The organism is Chryseobacterium sp. SG20098, from assembly GCF_031844745.1.
GTDB classification, from domain to species: domain Bacteria; phylum Bacteroidota; class Bacteroidia; order Flavobacteriales; family Weeksellaceae; genus Chryseobacterium; species Chryseobacterium cucumeris.
In genome coordinates, this window is record NZ_CP134622.1 from 3,008,004 (window position 1) to 3,026,674 (window position 18,671).

Genomic DNA, 18,671 nt, shown 5'->3' on the forward strand with positions numbered 1-18,671 from the left:
TTAACTAAAAATCTTTAGTTATTCCTCACAAGCTCTCCAGATCGCATCATTCTGCGGCACGGGAGCTGTTATTTCAATATTTTCTTTGGTAACAGGATGAATAAACTCCAGCTTTCTGGCGTGAAGATTGATTCCTCCATCAGGATTGGAACGTGGTGCTCCGTATTTCAGATCACCCTTAATCGGAACTCCGGTCTTGGACAGCTGTGCTCTGATCTGATGATGCCTTCCGGTTTCAAGATCAATTTCAAGAAGGAGATAATTATCCAGTGTTTTGATCACATGATAGGTAAGAATAGCTTCTTTCGCCCCTTCAGTAGCTTTCGGAAAGACAATAGCCTTATTATTTTTTTCATTTTTCTTTAAATAATGCACCAGTCTCTGGCTTTGCGGGATCATTTCTTTTCCTACAACTGCCCAATATGTTTTTTTCACTTCACGGTTTTTCACCATCTGTGTCAAACGGGAAAGTGCTTTGGAAGTTTTTGCATAGATCACCAGTCCTGAAGTTGGGCGGTCTATACGATGAACCAAGCCGAGAAAAACATTTCCCGGCTTAGCATCTCTTATTTTTATAAAGTTCTTGGTGGATTCTAATAGTGATTCATCGCCGGTCTTATCGCCTTGTACAAGCTGCCCCACCTTTTTATTAATCACCAGAAGATGGTTGTCTTCATATATAATCTGCTCCTTCATACTTGTTCCGTCTATCTTCTTCTGTTGGATAAAGACAGGATAATCCCTGCCAGAAGGCCTACCGTTTTAACAGCTGAAAGTTTTGAGCCTTCCGGAATAAACGCTCCGAATACACAGATGGCAGCAGCAGCATACATGGCATAGACAAAATTCTTATTGGTAAGCAATGGAGCCTGAATAAAAAAGCTTGCTCCAATCAGAACATAAAATACTTTTCTTGAAAGCAAATGATTAATTTCCGGGGAAAATAAATTAAACCATCCCACGGCCAGACAAATCAAAGCTGCAATAGATAATATTCCCTGAATAGATTGTTGGTTCTGCATGGATTAATAACTTTCGTTTTCGTTTGGAAATTCTACATTTTTCACATCTTTCACATATTGAGAAACGGCTCCTGTAATTTCTGTGTAAAGGTCAAGGTATCTTCTTAAGAATTTCGGGCTGAAACCTTTGTTCATTCCCACCATATCATGATACACCAAAACCTGTCCGTCACAATCTGCGCCAGCACCGATTCCGATGGTAGGAATAGAAATACTTTCAGTTACTTTCTTGGCTAAATCAGCAGGAATTTTTTCCAATACGATAGAGAAACATCCTAGTTCTTCCAAAAGCTGTGCATCAGCAATTAATTTTTCAGCTTCAGCTTCTTCCTTAGCTCTTACTTTATACGTTCCGAATTTATAGATAGACTGTGGTGTTAAACCCAAATGTCCCATTACCGGAATTCCGGCATTGATGATTTTTTTGATAGACTTGGAAATTTCTTTTCCACCTTCAATTTTTACAGCATGCGCCCCTCCTTCCTTCATCATTCTTACCGCAGACTCCAGTGCTTTTTCAGGATTACTCTGATAAGTTCCAAAAGGTAAATCCGCTACCACCAAAGCTCTGTCGGTTCCTCTTACCACACTTTGAGCATGATAAATCATTTGATCCAGCGTAATGGGTAATGTAGTTTCGAAACCAGCCATTACATTCGCTGCAGAGTCTCCAATCAAAATAGCATCTACTCCACCTGCGTCTACCATCTTCGCCGTGGTAAAATCATAGGCTGTAAGCATTGTTATTTTCTCCTTGTCGAATTTCATTTTACGCAAGGTTTCAGTTGTAACTTTTTTAATTTCAGAGTGAACAGACATAATTTATCTATTTTTAAAAGTTAAAAAGTCGGCCTTGAGCCGACTTAAGTTTTTGTATGATTATAAAACTACGTGACCGAGTTTCATGAGTTTGTCGTGATTTAAGATCTTGATATTTCTTCCGTCCACTTCAATCAGGCTATCCTGTTTGAATTCCGAGATCAGGCGGATGGCACTTTCAGTAGCAGTACCGATGATATTAGCTATCTCTTCTCTCGTTAATGAGATCTTGATAAAGCCTTCAGGATCTACTCCCAGTTTCTGTTCCAGCAGCAAAAGAATTTCTGCCAGTCTTTCTCTTACCGTTTTTTGTGCAAGGAAAGTAATGGTATTGGAAGATTCTCCTAGTTCGTATGAGATTTTCTGAAGCATTACAAAAGACAATTGTGGGTCTACCTCCAAAAGATACATGAAAATATCTGCAGGTAAAAACACACATTCAATATCTGTCATTGCTTCTGCTTTGGCCTGGAAATTTTCCCCGCAAAGCAAAGAACGATAGCCGATGATATCTCCTTCTTTGATAAATCTTAAAATCTGATCTTTACCGAACGCTCCTGATTTCGAAAGTTTGGCAGCACCTTTTTCCAGGACAAACACTCCTTTTGGAGTTTCGCCATCCTCGAAAATAGTATCATGTTTCTGAAAACTCAGTTTCTTTTTGCCATTAATGTATTTTTCAAAATCTGCGCTAGAAAGTCTTTCTTTAAATGATTTATCATTAAAAACTCTGGCGAACCTCTCTTCAATTGCTATCTGTTGTTCCTGCGGCATTTTATATGATATTTATCACAAAAATAGAACTTTTTAACACGATAAACAAAAAAATTTGTTATAATTTTGTAGTTCAATATTTTATGGGGTGAGCGAGAACTGTTTTCATTGTGGTCAAGGGATAGAAAAAGAGAGAATTTTATTTGATGAAAAGACTTTCTGTTGTAACGGATGTAAATCTGTTTATGAGATTCTAAATTTAAATCATTTAGGCAATTTCTATGAGCTTAATAAAGGAGCAGGAATTCGTCCGAATGATGAAAATTCTTCTCAATTTGATTACTTAGACACGCCGGAAATTTTTGAGAAAGTTACTGATTTCTCTGAAGGAAGCACCAGTCTTGTTACTTTCAAAATCCCCGTTATTCACTGTTCTTCCTGTATCTGGCTATTGGAAAGCCTTCATACATTAAATAAGCACATTAAATATTCGCAGGTAAACTTCACAAGGAAGACTTTGCAGATTTCATTCAACCATAACGATCTGAAATTAAGCGAACTCGCTAAATTCTTAACCAATCTAGGATACAAACCGGTAATCAGCCTTGAAACCGCTGATAAAAATGAAGATCATCTTGACAAATCTTTATTAGTAAAATTTGCCATTGCTGCCTTTGCTTTTGGTAACGGAATGTTCCTTGCCTTTCCGGAATATATTGGAGGGGAAGATTATTGGATGGAACATTACAGAGGTTTATTCAGAACTTTGATATTCCTGCTGGCAACACCTGTTGTATTTTATTCAGCTTCAGACTATTATAAATCCGCATGGTACGGTTTAAAAAATAAGATTGTCAATATTGACGTTCCGATTGTCTTAGGAATTTTTGTTCTGTACGGAAGAAGTATCTATGAAGTGGTAACAGATTATGGTCCAGGATATTTTGACACTCTTTGTGGACTTTTATTCTTTATGCTTCTCGGAAAAATTTTCCAAAAAAGAACGTACAGTGCACTATCCTATGACAGAGATTACAAATCCTTCTACCCGATTGCTGTAACCAAGGTAGATTTCGAAGGTAAACAGGATAATATTTTACTATCTGAAATAAAAGTGGGTGATAGAATTCTGGTTAGGAATCAGGAAATCATTCCGGTAGATGCTATTCTGATCAACGGAGAAGGTAATATCGACAACAGTTTCATTACCGGAGAAAGTGAAAGTATCAGCAAACAGCCTGGAGATAAGATTTTTGCCGGAGGTAAGCAGATAGGATCGTCTTTAGAGCTCGAAGTGATTAAAAACGTAGATCAAAGTTATTTAACTCAGCTTTGGAATAAAGAGGCATTTAAAAAACACGAAACAGGTCTCGATACTCTTACGAATAACGTCAGCAAATATTTCACATTCATTATTTTAGGTATTGCTTTAGTCGCAGGAACTTATTGGTATTTTATTGATTTAAAAATTATGTTTCAGGTTATTTCTGCGATTCTGATTATTGCATGTCCTTGTGCACTTGCCTTGTCTGCTCCGTTCACTTTCGGTCACATTATGAGGATTTTAGGCCGAAATAAGTTTTACGTAAAAGATACTTTAACGATTGAAAAAATCGCGAAACTTGATACGATTGTTTTTGACAAAACAGGAACCATTACACACAGAAAGAAATCAAACATCAAATACGAAGGATCTGAGATCAGCGAATTTGACTCTTTGAATATCAAAACTTTATTAAAAAATTCCAATCACCCGCTTTCAAAATCATTGTATGAGTTCTTTGAAGTCAATGATGATTATTTCCCGGTAGAAAATTTCGTTGAAATCTCCGGAAAAGGATACGAAGCAAGCGTAAGAGGAAACCTATATAAAATTGGTTCCGCAAGGTATAACAACCGGGAGCCTAAAAACCTTGAAACGGCGGTTTACATCAGTAAAAACGGAGAATATTTAGGAAAATTCATCTTTAAAAATGAATACCGCCCGAAGCTGAAAGAACTTTTCACAAAACTTACCCACTACAAAATATTTATCCTGAGCGGAGACAATTCCTCAGAAGAAAATCAACTTAAAGAGCTTATTCCTAATTACAAAGGAATGGCCTTTAATCAAAGCCCGGAAGACAAGTTAAACTACATCAAATCCCTTCAGGATCAGCACTTAAAAGTCGCAATGCTAGGAGACGGACTTAATGATGCAGGAGCTTTAAAACAAAGTAATGTGGGAATTGCTATTGCTGACGACACGAATAGTTTTACCCCATCTTCCGATGTCATCATGAACGGAGATAAAGTAGTTACTCTGGACAATTACCTGAACGTTTGTAAGGGTTCCATCACGATTGTGAAAATGACATTTATAATCAGTTTTCTGTACAATATTGTTGGTTTAAGTTACGCTGTTACAGGGCATATGCATCCGCTTTTCGCTGCAATCATCATGCCAATCAGTTCGATTACAGTGGTTACCTTTACTACACTTTCAACCTGGATTTTAGGTCGTAAATATTTCAAAAAACAGGCGTAAAAGCCCTTATTTAGACTGATTTTAAATTAGCTGAAATCGGCATTTCGTGATGAATGTCATTATTTTTCACTAAATTTGAACCCCGAAAATAGGTTAATTTTGTTGTCCAATGGATATTCTATATTTAATGATCCTCTGCAGTGTTTCTTTGGCTGCGATTTTCTTGGTCGTATTTATAGTGTATGCCCGAAAAGGACAGTTTGAAGATGATGAATCTCCGGCTGTCAGAATCCTTTTTGATGACGAAAAAGTCGAAGAAAAAGATGAAACCGGCAACAAAAATAAAGACGATAAAGAAATAGGAGAAAATAATAAAAATTGAGAAAAATAGTGAATAGTTGATATGGAAACACAGAAGTTTAGTTATGACAATAGTATTGTCCGTGCGTTCCTTTATGCGACCTTAGTTTTCGGTCTCATTGGATTTACGTTCGGGCTTACGGCGGCATTAATGCTTTTCTACCCTGAATTACCTGAATTCTTTTTCGGGACGGATGACACAACCATTAAAAGTTTGGCATCTGGTAATATTGAAGGGTTAATAAACACTCATGGTGCATTTGGTTTTGGTAGAATCAGAATGCTGCACACCAATACCGTAATCTTTGCATTCGTTTGTAACATTGTTTACACGGGTATTTATTACTCATTACAGAGATTATTAAAAACAAGAATGTACAGTGACACATTGTCTTGGTTACATTTCTGGACCTGGCAGTTTATGATCGTTGCTACGTTCGTTACATTCTTTATGGGGATTAATACCTCTAAAGAATATGCTGAACACGAGTGGCCGATCGACATATTGATCGCATTCTCATGGATCATTTTTGGTATCAATATGTTCCTGACTATTTCTAAGAGAAGAGTGAGACACCTTTATGTAGCCATCTGGTTCTACATCGGTACCTGGATTGCAGTAGCAATGCTTCACATCTTCAACAACCTTGAAGTACCTTTATCTTTCACAGGCTGGAAATCTTATTCAGCATATGCGGGGGTAAAAGATGCTATTGTACAGTGGTGGTATGGACACAATGCGGTTGCATTCGTATTGACGACTCCGGTTCTTGGTTTAATGTATTACTTCCTTCCGAAGGCTGCAGACAGACCGGTATTCTCTTATAAACTGTCTATTATTCACTTCTGGTCATTAATTTTTGTATATATCTGGGCTGGTCCTCACCACCTTCAGTATACAGCTCTTCCGGCTTGGGCTCAGGCGGTAGGAACAGGTTTCTCTATCATGCTTATTGCACCATCCTGGGGAGGTATGTTAAATGGTCTTCTTACGCTGAGAGGAGCTTGGGATAAAGTAAGAGAAAATCCTATCCTTAAGTTCTTCGTAGTAGCTGTTACCTGTTATGGTATGGCAACGTTTGAAGGACCGCTTTTGGCAACTAAAAACATCAACAAAATTGGTCACTTTACAGACTGGGTTATCGGTCACGTTCACTTAGGAGCTCTTGGATGGAATGGTTTCATGGCATTCGGGGTTATCTATTACCTGGTACCAATCATGTGGAGAACAAAACTTTGGTCTGTAAAATTAGCTAACTGGCATTTCTGGTTAGGTACTTTAGGAATCATTTTCTATGCAGTTCCAATGTATATTTCAGGATTTACACAAGGATTAATGTGGAAGCAGTTCAACCCGGATGGAACCTTATTATGGAAAAACTGGCTGGATACGGTAACTGCAATTATTCCTTACTTCAAAATGAGATTCGTAGGAGGTTTATTCTATATCTCAGGATCTATCCTGATGATTGTAAACGTAATTGCTACAGTAAGAAAAGGATCATTCCAAAAAGAAGTTCCTGCTGAAGCTCCAGCGTTGGCAAACATCAGCAAAAACAGAAAAGAAGGAGAAGGTACTCACCTTTGGCTGGAAAGAACTCCGGTATTATTAGGTATCTTATCTTTCATCACGATATCAATCGGTAGTTCAATTGAAATTATTCCAACACTATCTCTTAAGAAAAGTGTACCTACGATTTCTGCGGTAAAACCTTATTCACCGCTGGAACTTGAAGGTAGAGATATTTATATCCGTGAAGGATGTAACGCTTGTCACTCTCAGATGATCAGACCGTTCAGAGATGAGATTACAAGATTCAACGGTAAAAACGGACAGTACTCCAAAGCTGGAGAATTCGTATACGACAGACCATTCCTATGGGGTTCTAAGAGAACAGGACCGGATTTACATAGAGAAGGTGGTAAAAACCCAAGTTCTTGGCACTACAAACACATGTATAACCCAAGATCTACTTCTGCTGGTTCTATCATGCCTCGTTACCCTTGGTTAATTGCTACTGACTTAGACAGAACTAAGATGGTAGACAAGATGAAGCTGATGAAGAATGTATTCGATGTACCTTATACTAAGGCTGAAATTGATTCTGCAGACACATGGGCAAACAACCAATCAGCAAAAATTGTGAAAGATATCTTCTCTGAAGCTAATGACCTTAAGCAGGCTTATGCTAAGAGACCTCAGGGAGAACTAGAGAAAAAAGAAATTGTAGCTCTTATTTCTTATCTTCAGAGATTAGGTACAGATATCAAAACAACTGAAATCAAAACAGCAAGTAATAACTAAAAAACATTAAAAAGTTCATACTATGATTCCTCAGAACTTTAAAGATATATTATCCAATACTGAAAATGCTGGCTTCTACCAGACACTGGCTCTGATTTTCTTTATGCTGTTCTTCATAGCTTTAGTAATCTATGTTTTTAGCAGACCTAAAAAATATTACAAAGAAGAAGAAGAGGCACCTCTTGGGGATGATGAAGATGACGATTTTAATTTAAAAAATTAAACTATTTTTTATGAAACAAAGAACACCTGTTGTTATAAACATCTTAATAATAATCGGACTTTTAATAGTTTTTTATTATTTATTTGTACAGAGCTACGCGTTCCTTTCTTCACCTTACTTCTGGGGAACTGTTGTGATCGCTGGTATCCTGGCTTACATTCATGGAGCTATCGGAGACCTAATTGAGAACAACAAATTCAAGAAATTATCTCCTGAGGAAAAGGCAGCATATTTAGCTGAAAAGAAAGTTCCTTATTTCAAAAGATTGTACCAAAGTGCTTTCAAAAAGCAATCGGCTTCTGAAGAAAAGGATATCCTTATCGACCACGGTTTCGACGGAATCATGGAGCTGGATAACCAATTACCGAAATGGTGGGTAGGTTTATTCTATTTTGGGACCGCTTTTTGTATTGTATATATTGCAGCTTACTCTTTCACAGACTTCGCTCACCCGTTAAGCGAATATGAAAAAGAATATAAAGAGCAGTTGGCAAGTATTGAAGAATATCAGAAATCTCAGCCTCCTGTAACGATTGAAACAGCTAAGTATTCAGCTGATAACATTGCAGAAGGTAAAGAATTATTCAAAACAAACTGTGCATCTTGTCACAAAGAAGACGGTAGTGGAGGTATCGGGCCAAACCTTACTGATAACTACTGGATCAACCAGCCTGAGAAAACGTTATTCAAAAACGTATTCCACATGGACTGGAATGGTTCTCCTACTAACCCTGCCATGAGAGCCTTCGGTAAAAACGGAGAAGTTTCAGGAGCAGAAATTGAGAAGATTGCAGCGTATGTATATCACATCAACCAGGAACAACCACCAGTGACTCCGGCTCAGGGAGGAGCAGCTCCTCAGGGAACCGAAGCACATTGGGAAAAAGAATAATTAAAAAAATTAGAAAACATATGAAAAAACATAATTTGTTATTAGATTAAAATAGTAACGAATTATGTTTTTTCTTTTTTAAAACCTATTACATATGTCAGACATAGAAGATATAGAAGTACGCGGCGGACAGGGACAGGTTCTGGACCCTGAGACTTACAGAGATTCTATAGGGACAATGGAGCAATCCGGAAAAAGAAAATGGGTCTTTCCAAGAAAACCTAAAGGAAAGTACACCAACTATAGAAACATTGTAAGCTATTTACTATTAATTATTTATTTTACATTACCATTCATCAAAATCAATGGAAACCCATTGCTGATGTTTAATGTAATAGACAGGGAGTTTTTCATTTTTGGACAGCCTTTCTATCCACAGGACTTTTTTATCCTTACTTTAGGTGCTATTGCCTCTTTAATCTTTATTATTGTTTTTACGATTGCGTTCGGAAGAATTTTCTGCGGGTGGATCTGCCCTCAGACAATTTTTATGGAATCGATATTCCGTAAAATCGAATATCTGATTGAAGGTGACCGAAATAAGCAGATGAAGCTGGACAGACAGGAGTGGAACAGTGAGAAGATCTGGAAAAGAAGTTTGAAATGGAGTATTTATGTCATCATTTCACTCATTATCACCCACTTTATGTTCATGTATATCGTAGGATATGAGGAAGTATTTAAAATTGTTGGAGAAGGGCCATTTGCACATCCTACCAATTTTATTGTAATGATTCTTCTTACCGCAGCATTTTACTTTGTATTTGCGTGGTTCAGAGAGCAGGTTTGTACATTGGTTTGTCCTTACGGAAGACTTCAGGGCGTATTGATAGATAAAGACACTATCAATGTTTTCTATGACTTCAAAAGAGGAGAAAACAGAGCAAAATGGAGAAAGGGCGAAGATCGTAAAGCTGCAGGAAAAGGAGATTGTATCGACTGCCACCAGTGTGTAGTGGTATGCCCTACCGGAATTGACATCAGAGACGGACAACAGCTGGAATGTATCAACTGTACCGCATGTATTGATGCCTGTGATGAAGTAATGGAAAAAGTAGGACTTCCAAAAGGATTGATCCGATATGCTTCTGAAAACGAAATTGAAAAAGAAACTCAGTTCAAGTTTACAGGAAGAATGAAAGGGTTTTCTATATTCCTGTTATTTCTTGTAGGATTCCTGGGATATCTTTTGTACAGCCGTGGCGAGATGGAGGCTAAATTCATCAAACCTGCGGGAAGTACATTCTTTGTGAGAGACGGTAAAATTACCAACACTTATAATTATACCTTCCTTAATAAAACGAATGAGAAAAAAATCGTTACCATCAAAGTAATAGATCCTGCACATGGTGAAATTACGTATAGTGCATCAAGTAAGATTCAGGTAGACAGAGATAAAATTTCCAAAGGAACGATCAACATCAGCTTCCCGGAAAATGATATGAAACTCTCTAAACAAAATATTACTATCGGTGTTTACGATATGAAAGGTAAATTGATAGACTCTTATCAGACTTATTTTGAAGGACCATTTAAACTGCAATTTTAATTAGAAAAAGATGAAGAACTTTAGTTGGGGACATGGTGTTGTAATTGCACTATTAGCATTCATAGTTTTTATATTATCCATGATGTTTCTTTTCCCGAACGGGCAGAAGAATTCTGAAATGGTAACCGATAATTATTACGAAGAAGAGTTGAAGTACCAGGATGTGATTGATGCTAAGAAAAAGGCAGATGATCTTCAGGAAAAACCTGTATACAGCCAGGATACTCAAGGAATTAAAATTACTTTTCCTAAAGAATATAATAACTCAAATACTACGGTAAAATTTGTTTTAAACAGAACCGACGACCAGAATTTAGACATTAAAAAATCTGTACAGCTTGATGCCAGCCAGTCTTTCACAATTCCTGCACAGGTATTGAAAGTAGGAAACTACACATTAAGATTAAGTTGGACAAAAGATAAAACAGACTACCGAATGGATTATGATGTGATATGGAAATAGGACTTATTGTATCGGCTATTGCTTTAGGCTTTGCTTCCGGTTTTCATTGTATCGGAATGTGCGGACCTATTGCTTTATCGATGGGATTAACCAAAAAACAGTCAGCTAATTTCTATCTTCAGAACCTTACTTATCAATTCGGAAGAATTTTCACCTACTCCTTATTGGGTGCACTTCTCGGAATTATCGGTCAAGGATTTGAAATGGCTGGCTTTCAGAAATACCTCACTATTACGGCAGGAGTTCTTCTGATCATTATGGCTGTATTTTCATTTGGTGGAAAAGATTTTGCTTCAAAAATTCCTTTCCTATCCAAGTTTCTGTACAGCGTAAAAATGAATTTGGGAAAATTACTTCAGAAAGCAGATTACCGTTCAAGATTTACGACTGGTGTATTAAATGGCTTCTTACCGTGTGGAATGGTGTATATGGCACTTACCGCCAGCCTCGCAGGAGGAGGGATATGGCAGGGAGCTTTATATATGGCTTTATTTGGTTTGGGAACCCTTCCGTTCATGTTCGCTATAGTTCTGGCTGGAAATCTCATGAATCAGGCCTTCAGAGTAAAAGTTTTAAAAGCAGTTCCTGTGATTATGATTATTTTGGGAGGATTATTCATTCTGAGAGGTCTTGAACTCGGAATTCCCTATGTTTCTCCGAAAGCAGAAGCCATGACAATTATTAAAGATCCGAACGGAGCCGTTAACTGCCATTAATTTGTATTTAAATCTACCATGAAGAAAAACATCCTCTTATTTCTGATCAGTCTTTTTATATTGCAATCCTGCAGTATCAATTCTGAAATTGTCTATCATAAAGATGCTGCGTCGTCTTCTGTCACCGATATTGATACAAGGGAGTTTATGGCTGAAATGATGGCGATGACACCGGATTCATTAAAGCAGAAGGAATTTGGGGAAATGGACAGACTTCCGACTACCTGGACAAGTATGTATGATCTTGCCAAAAAGGAAGGAAAATTAAAAACTGAAAATCCGGACTCTATCAGAATCATGAAAAAAGTTTTCATGAAATCCACAAAGGAGGACAACAAGCTGGCAGGATTTTCTTTTAAAATGGAACATTTTACTGCAGAAGATTATTTGGTTTTAAAAAGTTTTACAAAGACCGAAAAAATCCCTTTAGATCAAAATATATACAATAGCTGGGATGGAAAAACACTCACCATCGATACAGAAAATTTTAATCTTAGAAGTATTGAAGAGGCTGTCAAAACCAAAAGCTCAAAGGAAGAAGCTGAGAAAGTAGCCGGGATGATGGTAATGTTTTTCAAAAAGATCGGTACAACCTTAAAATTTGAAAATAAAATACAATCAATCTCAGGTAAACATGATTGGGTAAAACAGATTGATGATCATTCCATAAGAATAGATTATGATCTGAAAGCTATTTACGATAATGATACAAAACTCAAAAACGCTGATAAGAAGATTATCATCGTTACTGAATAAAACAAAGACCACCGGATTATGGTGGTCTTTTTATTGTTACTAAAAATAGATTAATTTAGTTGATCATATCAAATCTTGCATATTCCGCAACCTTCTTAGGAAGCTTGATTCCTTCCGGTGTCTGGTTATTCTCCAGCAATGCAGCCATAATTCTAGGTAAAGCCATTGCAGATCCATTCAGGGTGTGAACCAGCTGAGATTTACCATCTCCTTTGTAACGGCATTTCAGTCTGTTTGCCTGGAATGTTTCAAAATTCGAAACAGAGCTTACTTCCAGCCACATTTCCTGAGCGGCACTCCACACTTCAAAGTCATAGGTCATGGCAGATGCAAAACCTGTATCACCACCGCAAAGTTTTAATACTCTGAACGGAAGCTCAAGATCGGTAAGAATTTCTTTGATATGCTCTACCATTTCTTCCAAAACAGCATAAGAATTTTCCGGTTTTTCAATTCTTACGATTTCTACTTTTTCAAACTGGTGGAGACGGTTCAATCCTCTTACGTGAGCTCCGTAGCTTCCTGCTTCTCTTCTGTAGCACTGAGAGAATGCCGTATTTTTGATCGGAAGATCTTTTTCATCCAGTAATACATCACGGTAAAGGTTTGTTACAGGAACTTCTGCAGTAGGAATAAGATATAATCTATCTTCGTTGATATAATACATCTGTCCTTCTTTATCCGGCAGCTGTCCGGTACCGAAACCTGAGGCTTCATTGACAACATGAGGAGGGTTCACTTCCGTATATCCCTTTTCCACGTTTTTATCTAAGAAATACTGAACCAGAGCTCTCTGCAATCTCGCTCCTTTTCCTAAATAAACAGGAAAACCTGCACCGGCAATTTTTACCCCTAATTCAAAATCAATCAGGTTGTATTTTTTTGCCAGCTCCCAATGAGGGATTGCTCCTTCACCAAGACCTTCTACAGGATGAGACTGGAAAATGATTTCGTTATCATCCGCAGAAGCACCACTCTTTACCAGTTCATTGGGAATGTTGGGTAGTTGATAAAGAATATTCAGTAAGTCGTTTTCTTTAACTTCTAGCTGGGATTTCAATTCTGAGCTCGACTCTTTGTATTGTGCTGTTTTAGACTTTGCAGATTCCGCTTCTTCTTTTTTCCCTTCTTTCATCAAAAGTCCGATTTCTTTCGAAATTTTATTGATTTCGGAAAGCTGGGAATCTAGCTCAAACTGGATTCTTTTTCTTTCTTCGTCGGCAGCGATAGCCTCGTCTACCAACTCAAGATTTTTGAATTGTCTTTTCTTAAGACCTTCTAAAACGCGTTCTTTGTTGTCGCGCAAAAAATTGACTTGTAACATTTTATTTAGATGTTAAATATTAGATGTTTAGCTCATAATAAGCTAACAATTGTACAAATTTAAAAATTATTTTGTGATCGTAACGGTATTTATTGAAGTAGGTGCATCAGCCTCTTTTGAAAACACTTCATTTCCGTCATACAATACCTTTGAAACCTGAAATACAGTAGGTGTATTACGATATTGAATTTCCAATGTCCCCGTAACATTATCATTGACATTGGTACTTTTTGTAAAGGTAATTAACATTTTGGAATGGTAAGAAGTTCCTGTTCCCGGATTATCAGGACTGATAGAATCTAATCTTCTTCTTTTAGCACCCGCCAGATAATCCATGTAAAATAAGGAATCCGTTGTCATTTTCAATGGAATACTTACCGGGGCAATATCTTTGGTTCCAAAAATATCATTTACCGAAAATCCAGTATAAGATCCGGCTTTTTTACTGTTCAGAAGGTCCTGACCTGCACTGTTTTTCATATAAATATTCAGCGCCTGATCTATTCTCTGCAAAGAATCATCATCATTTTTACAACTGATGAGTGCAAAAACCGCTACAAAAATGCCCCAAAAATATTTCATCATAAATACAAAGGTAAAATATTAATCTTTAGACTCCTTCTTTATTTTTCAAAATATTTCTGATACCACAGTTCAAAGGTAACCAGCTGCCATATTTTTACCCAATCATATTCATGTTCCTGATAATTCCACCATTCATCAATCACTGCAGCATTGAAGAAATTTCGCTTTTTTAAGCTTTCCAGATTTTCGGTAATAAAGTCTCTTACTTTTTGCTCATTTTTAATGAAATAATTCACCGGAAATGAAAACCCTTTCTTGGGCATATTCAGAATTTCCTGAGGAAGATATTTTTTAGCTGCTTTACGTAATAAAGGTTTATTCTGAATTCCATTAAATCTGATATTTTCCGGAAGTGATGATACATAATCTATCAGGTTATTGCTCAGATAAGGATAACGGAATTCTACGCTATACTTCATCGCACTCAGATCATCCCGGAAAACATGGTGGGAAGAGAGTGAATATTTCATGTCGTATTCAAAATACCCGGCATAATTTTTTCCTTCTGAAAGATGATATTCTGAAAGGTGTAAATCTATTTTACTATAAATAGCTGGGGTTATAAGACTTTTAACTTCCATCGGTCTCATACTGATCTGGCTTTGTCTGAAAAAATCAAACATATGATCCTGGGAAAAGTAGTTTTTCACCCGTTGTGAAAATTTATCCTTTGTAAAGATCAAAGGGCCTATAAAATTAAAATTCCTCATCAGAAGCCATCTGTTCAGTTTCAGCGTATGAGAATAGCCCGCAAAAAGCTCATCCGCTCCATTTCCACTTAATACAACTTTAAAATTCTGATTATGTGCATATTTTGCAGCATTAATCAAGACTTCAAAACTGCTGTAAGGTTCTTCAAAATGCTGAATATTTTCTTTAAGGTCTTCCAGTGCCTCGTCATCATTTACTTTTTTTATCTCATGCGGAATTCCAAAATGTCTGGCGGCCAGAGATGCATTATGTACTTCTTCTTCCGAAAACGGATAACTTATTGTGTATGTATTAACATGAGCACTGAAAGATTTTGATTTTGAAGCAATTAACGTTGAATCAATTCCACCACTCATCATCACTGCTACAGGAACATCCGCATATAATTGTTCTGAAATACTTTCAGAAAGAAGTTCGTCAATCCTTTTTACCGCTTCTTCATCGGAAATATTTTTTTCAGACTGAGAAGGCAGTCTCCAGAATTTTTCTGTAGTGATTTTCTGATTTTTTAAATCAATAGTCATAAAAGATGCAGGTTCCAGAGAGAAAATATTCTGAAAACAGGTTTGCGGAGCCAATGTTGTTTGAAAAAGAAAATTGGTGTAGACTCCGTTCCAGTTGATTTCAGCCTTTACCAGCTGGTTTTTCAACAATGCTTTTATTTCTGATCCCCAAATCATTCCTTCCTTACTGTGATGATAAAAAAGAGGCTTCATTCCTACTCGGTCTCTTGCCAGAATAAGTTTTTGAGAGATAAGGTCCACAATACAAACCGCAAACATCCCATCCAGCTTTGCAAAGGTGGAACTTCCCCACTCCTGATAAGCTTTGAGAATAACTTCAGTGTCTGAAGTACTGCAGAAAGAATGACCTAAAGACTCAAGTTCTTTCCTTAATTTTTTAAAATTATAAATCTCTCCGTTAAATGTAATAATAATCTGCTCATTCTTTGAAAGCATAGGCTGATGCCCTTTTTCAGACAGATCAATAATGGATAATCTACGGAAACCTAACGCAATATTAGAATTTTTCTCTTTTAGAACCGGAAACTGTTCTTTAATTTTTTGCGTGGAATCGTTTCCCGAAAAAGAGGCTCCCTCTCCGTTACTATACATCCAGAACCCTTCATCATCCGGACCGCGATGTCTGATCGCCTGATTCATTTCCAGAATATTTGTAGAGGAAATACTTTTATGAAATGAATAATAACCGGTGATTCCGCACATAGAAAAGGATTAATAGATATGTAAAAATAGGAAAAATGACTTTATTTAAGGGGAGCTATCAAGTAATTATTTCTTTAAAAATTTTTGCTTTAAAAGCTGTACTTCTTCTTTTGAAACCATATAGTCTCTAAAAATAAACGGAGTAGAACTATAAAACTTTCTGAACAGCAGGAAGGCCGAAACAAAATAGGACGATGTAGTGGCAACACAAGCGCCTATAATTCCCCATTTTGGTATCGCAATGAAAGAAAATACAACGGTAACCACAAGACCTACAATTGATTTGACATTAAGAATTTTCAGTTCTCTCATTCCTGAAAAGTAATGTCCCACCATATCACTTACTGCAATGGCAAAAATTCCCGGCGATAAAAGAAGCATTATTTCCTTGGTATCTTTAAATTCTTTCCCGAAAATCAACTCGTAAACCTGAGAGGGTATGATCATGATTCCCAGCACAAAACCAATCATCAGAAAAAAAGTCAGCTTTAAAGATTCTTTGGTTTTCTTTATAGATTCTTCCCTACTTTTACTGTTCACTACATCTGAATATAAAATAACAGCAATACTGCGGGTAATGGTCCAGATCGCTTCTGAAAAAGTAACCCCGATGGAAAATATCCCTACACTCGCTAAACCTTCAAAATATTCTAAGAAATAAAACGAAAGCCTGTAATTCAAAAACTGAACAAACGCACTCAATTGAGTTTTCCAGCCATATTCAAACATATTTCTACCCACGTCTTTACAGAATGATATTTCAGAAATATTGCATTTTTTGATAATCTGAAAAAAACTAGTGAGGAAAAGAAGCGCCAGGCAGCCAATCTGTGCAAGAAAATACACAGTAACATCTTTCTTTCCAAACCCATATACCAATATTCCTATAAAGATAATATGGACCAACTGTTGCAAAACAGTATACACATTAAACTTTCTAATATTTTGTGTTCCAATAAACAAGCTGATATTGGTAGATAAGAGTGAAGAAAAAACAGATATTCCGATCAGATACAATAGATATTCGCCCTGAATAGAAGCTACACTGAATAAAAAAGGGATTAAAAGTCCAGTCAGGAGAGACCACAGATAGGCATATAATAAAACCTTTTCTATTCTGAATCTTGATGCGAAATAAGAAGCACTGCTTCCGGAAAAAATGCTGCTGAAAAAGTTTACTGCCGCTGCATTGGCCACCACAATAGAAATGGTCCCCTTACCCTCACTTCCCCACATATTCGTAGAATAGATCACCAGACCGAAACTGAGGATCAGAATCAGAAAACGTGAGACAAAGGTTTTAATGATAGTAAGCTGCATGATGATTATTGATCAATAGATTTTTTTACAAAATCAACGAAATTATCTTTTATAAGTTCCCAGTTATATTTTTCTTTAAATTCTTTTCGTGCATTGAGAGTATGTGATCGATACAGCTCCGGATTCCTGATATAATTGATGATAATATCCGAGATTGCTTCTGCATCATGAGGATCAACAAGACTTCCAAACCAAAGCTCTCCCATATGCTCCCTGATCCCTTTCAAATCTGAATAAATCACAGGCTTTCCTGCTCCCATAAAATAAAACAGTTTTATTGGCAGAGAATGATTATTTTCAAAGTTAATTTCCCGAAGATCAAAACATAGATCCGCATCTTCAAATGCTTCTGTAAATGTTTCAAATCTTGTTGGTTTTCTGATCTCAATATCATCAAAAGAATATATCTTTAATAATGATGAAAAGTAGAGCTCATCGCTTTCCTGTACAGTTGAACCAATAATAAGAATCCTGATATGAAGTGCAGGCATTTTCTGACGAAGTCTATCTATTACGTTGAAGAAATTTTCAATTCCTTTATCTTTAGAAATCTGTCCGGTATAGCATAGCTTGACGACGTTCGGATCGAGTTGCTTTATGCTTTCCTTGATATAAAGAGAATCCGGATAATAAGGAACAATGATCTGTTTTTTAAATCCAAAAAAATAAACTAAAGGAAATTTTTTAGTGGTTTCACCAAAAATGAAATGAGTACTTAAAAATCCGGCATACAGCTGAATGAGTGAAAACTTTATGGCCTGAAAAATGGTAGCCGGAAACCTGTACTTTTGAAGCATTGACATGGAAGGATACCATTCTGTAATATCATAGATGCAGCTTATCCTGTGTTCTTTTACAAACTTCTTTACTGCCACAACAGCCAATGGTTCAGAACAGATGATACACTCAGGATGAAAAGAATCGCAAACTTTCCTGAAAGTTTCCATTTTCGTTTCTATACTTTCTTCCAGAATGGCAAAAGATTCTATTTCAATCCCATCAATATAACCTTTATACTCTGCATATAAACTGCATATTTTCACTTCATACCCATTATCTCTAAGAGCTTTTGCCTGATGATAAAAAATGCGGTCATCATTATAGCTGTGGGAAGTCGTTAAAAAAAGTACTTTAGGCATTAGTCACTGCTCGAATCTATACAAATATACATTAAAACAAAAAAGTGGAAATATATTTTCCACTTTATGATTACTCTTTT

The 18,671-nt window shown here is 36.6% G+C and carries 18 protein-coding genes; 9 read left to right on the top strand and 9 right to left on the bottom strand.

Features of this window, described 5'->3' with window-relative positions; translation table 11 throughout:
• Nucleotides 1-18: 18 nt before the first annotated feature.
• Genes RHP76_RS13745 through RHP76_RS13760 form a run of 4 tightly spaced genes read right to left on the bottom strand, consistent with a single transcriptional unit; the run spans nucleotide 19 to nucleotide 2,615 of the window.
• Nucleotides 19-696, bottom strand: coding sequence for an RluA family pseudouridine synthase (locus tag RHP76_RS13745; RefSeq protein WP_311228409.1), 678 nt, complete (start codon nucleotides 694-696; stop codon nucleotides 19-21).
• A gap of 11 nt (nucleotides 697-707) precedes the next feature.
• A complete protein-coding gene (locus RHP76_RS13750; protein WP_047377337.1) occupies nucleotides 708-1,022 on the bottom strand; it encodes a hypothetical protein in 315 nt (104 codons plus the stop codon).
• A 3-nt stretch (nucleotides 1,023-1,025) separates the two neighbouring features.
• The gene (gene panB / locus RHP76_RS13755; RefSeq protein WP_110009902.1) at nucleotides 1,026-1,841 is read right to left on the bottom strand and encodes a 3-methyl-2-oxobutanoate hydroxymethyltransferase; all 816 of its coding nucleotides are present in this window, start codon (nucleotides 1,839-1,841) and stop codon (nucleotides 1,026-1,028) included.
• Between the two features lie 60 nt (nucleotides 1,842-1,901).
• The gene (locus tag RHP76_RS13760; RefSeq protein ID WP_034692595.1) at nucleotides 1,902-2,615 is read right to left on the bottom strand and encodes a Crp/Fnr family transcriptional regulator; all 714 of its coding nucleotides are present in this window, start codon (nucleotides 2,613-2,615) and stop codon (nucleotides 1,902-1,904) included.
• An 88-nt stretch (nucleotides 2,616-2,703) separates the two neighbouring features.
• Here RHP76_RS13760 and RHP76_RS13765 point away from each other — a divergent pair, with 88 nt between their 5' ends.
• From RHP76_RS13765 to RHP76_RS13805, 9 genes are all read left to right on the top strand, one after another.
• Entirely contained in the window at nucleotides 2,704-5,082 is a 2,379-nt protein-coding gene (locus tag RHP76_RS13765; protein ID WP_120233247.1) for a heavy metal translocating P-type ATPase, read from the top strand.
• A 109-nt stretch (nucleotides 5,083-5,191) separates the two neighbouring features.
• Entirely contained in the window at nucleotides 5,192-5,404 is a 213-nt protein-coding gene (gene ccoS / locus RHP76_RS13770) for a cbb3-type cytochrome oxidase assembly protein CcoS (protein ID WP_062676009.1), read from the top strand.
• A gap of 21 nt (nucleotides 5,405-5,425) precedes the next feature.
• Nucleotides 5,426-7,687 carry a cytochrome-c oxidase, cbb3-type subunit I gene (gene ccoN, locus RHP76_RS13775; RefSeq protein ID WP_062676010.1) on the top strand — a complete coding sequence of 754 codons (2,262 nt, stop codon included), beginning with the start codon at nucleotides 5,426-5,428 and terminating at the stop codon, nucleotides 7,685-7,687.
• Between the two features lie 22 nt (nucleotides 7,688-7,709).
• Nucleotides 7,710-7,910 (top strand): cbb3-type cytochrome oxidase subunit 3, encoded by a 201-nt coding sequence (locus RHP76_RS13780; protein ID WP_002983870.1) that lies wholly within the window; start codon nucleotides 7,710-7,712, stop codon nucleotides 7,908-7,910.
• 10 nt (nucleotides 7,911-7,920) lie between these two features.
• Nucleotides 7,921-8,802 carry a cbb3-type cytochrome c oxidase N-terminal domain-containing protein gene (locus tag RHP76_RS13785; protein ID WP_062676011.1) on the top strand — a complete coding sequence of 294 codons (882 nt, stop codon included), beginning with the start codon at nucleotides 7,921-7,923 and terminating at the stop codon, nucleotides 8,800-8,802.
• Between the two features lie 94 nt (nucleotides 8,803-8,896).
• Nucleotides 8,897-10,351, top strand: coding sequence for a cytochrome c oxidase accessory protein CcoG (ccoG, locus tag RHP76_RS13790; RefSeq protein ID WP_062676012.1), 1,455 nt, complete (start codon nucleotides 8,897-8,899; stop codon nucleotides 10,349-10,351).
• 10 nt (nucleotides 10,352-10,361) lie between these two features.
• On the top strand, nucleotides 10,362-10,814 hold the full coding sequence (locus RHP76_RS13795; protein WP_034692611.1) for a FixH family protein: 453 nt from the start codon (nucleotides 10,362-10,364) through the stop codon (nucleotides 10,812-10,814).
• Nucleotides 10,805-11,530 carry a sulfite exporter TauE/SafE family protein gene (locus tag RHP76_RS13800; RefSeq protein WP_120233248.1) on the top strand — a complete coding sequence of 242 codons (726 nt, stop codon included), beginning with the start codon at nucleotides 10,805-10,807 and terminating at the stop codon, nucleotides 11,528-11,530. The genes RHP76_RS13795 and RHP76_RS13800 overlap by 10 nt, the downstream gene beginning before the upstream one ends.
• An 18-nt stretch (nucleotides 11,531-11,548) precedes the next feature.
• Entirely contained in the window at nucleotides 11,549-12,286 is a 738-nt protein-coding gene (locus tag RHP76_RS13805) for a hypothetical protein (protein ID WP_120233249.1), read from the top strand.
• Nucleotides 12,287-12,341: 55 nt separating this feature from the next.
• Here RHP76_RS13805 and serS read toward each other — a convergent pair whose 3' ends face one another.
• From serS to RHP76_RS13830, 5 genes are all read right to left on the bottom strand, one after another.
• A complete protein-coding gene (serS, locus tag RHP76_RS13810; protein WP_311228410.1) occupies nucleotides 12,342-13,610 on the bottom strand; it encodes a serine--tRNA ligase in 1,269 nt (422 codons plus the stop codon).
• 66 nt (nucleotides 13,611-13,676) lie between these two features.
• Nucleotides 13,677-14,195 carry a hypothetical protein gene (locus RHP76_RS13815; RefSeq protein WP_120233251.1) on the bottom strand — a complete coding sequence of 173 codons (519 nt, stop codon included), beginning with the start codon at nucleotides 14,193-14,195 and terminating at the stop codon, nucleotides 13,677-13,679.
• Nucleotides 14,196-14,233: 38 nt separating this feature from the next.
• On the bottom strand, nucleotides 14,234-16,132 hold the full coding sequence (gene asnB, locus RHP76_RS13820) for an asparagine synthase (glutamine-hydrolyzing) (RefSeq protein WP_311228411.1): 1,899 nt from the start codon (nucleotides 16,130-16,132) through the stop codon (nucleotides 14,234-14,236).
• Nucleotides 16,133-16,198: 66 nt separating this feature from the next.
• Nucleotides 16,199-17,452 carry a lipopolysaccharide biosynthesis protein gene (locus RHP76_RS13825; RefSeq protein ID WP_311228412.1) on the bottom strand — a complete coding sequence of 418 codons (1,254 nt, stop codon included), beginning with the start codon at nucleotides 17,450-17,452 and terminating at the stop codon, nucleotides 16,199-16,201.
• A gap of 5 nt (nucleotides 17,453-17,457) precedes the next feature.
• Nucleotides 17,458-18,591, bottom strand: a complete 1,134-nt coding sequence (locus RHP76_RS13830; RefSeq protein ID WP_311228413.1) for a glycosyltransferase — start codon at nucleotides 18,589-18,591, stop codon at nucleotides 17,458-17,460.
• Nucleotides 18,592-18,671 lie beyond the last annotated feature (80 nt).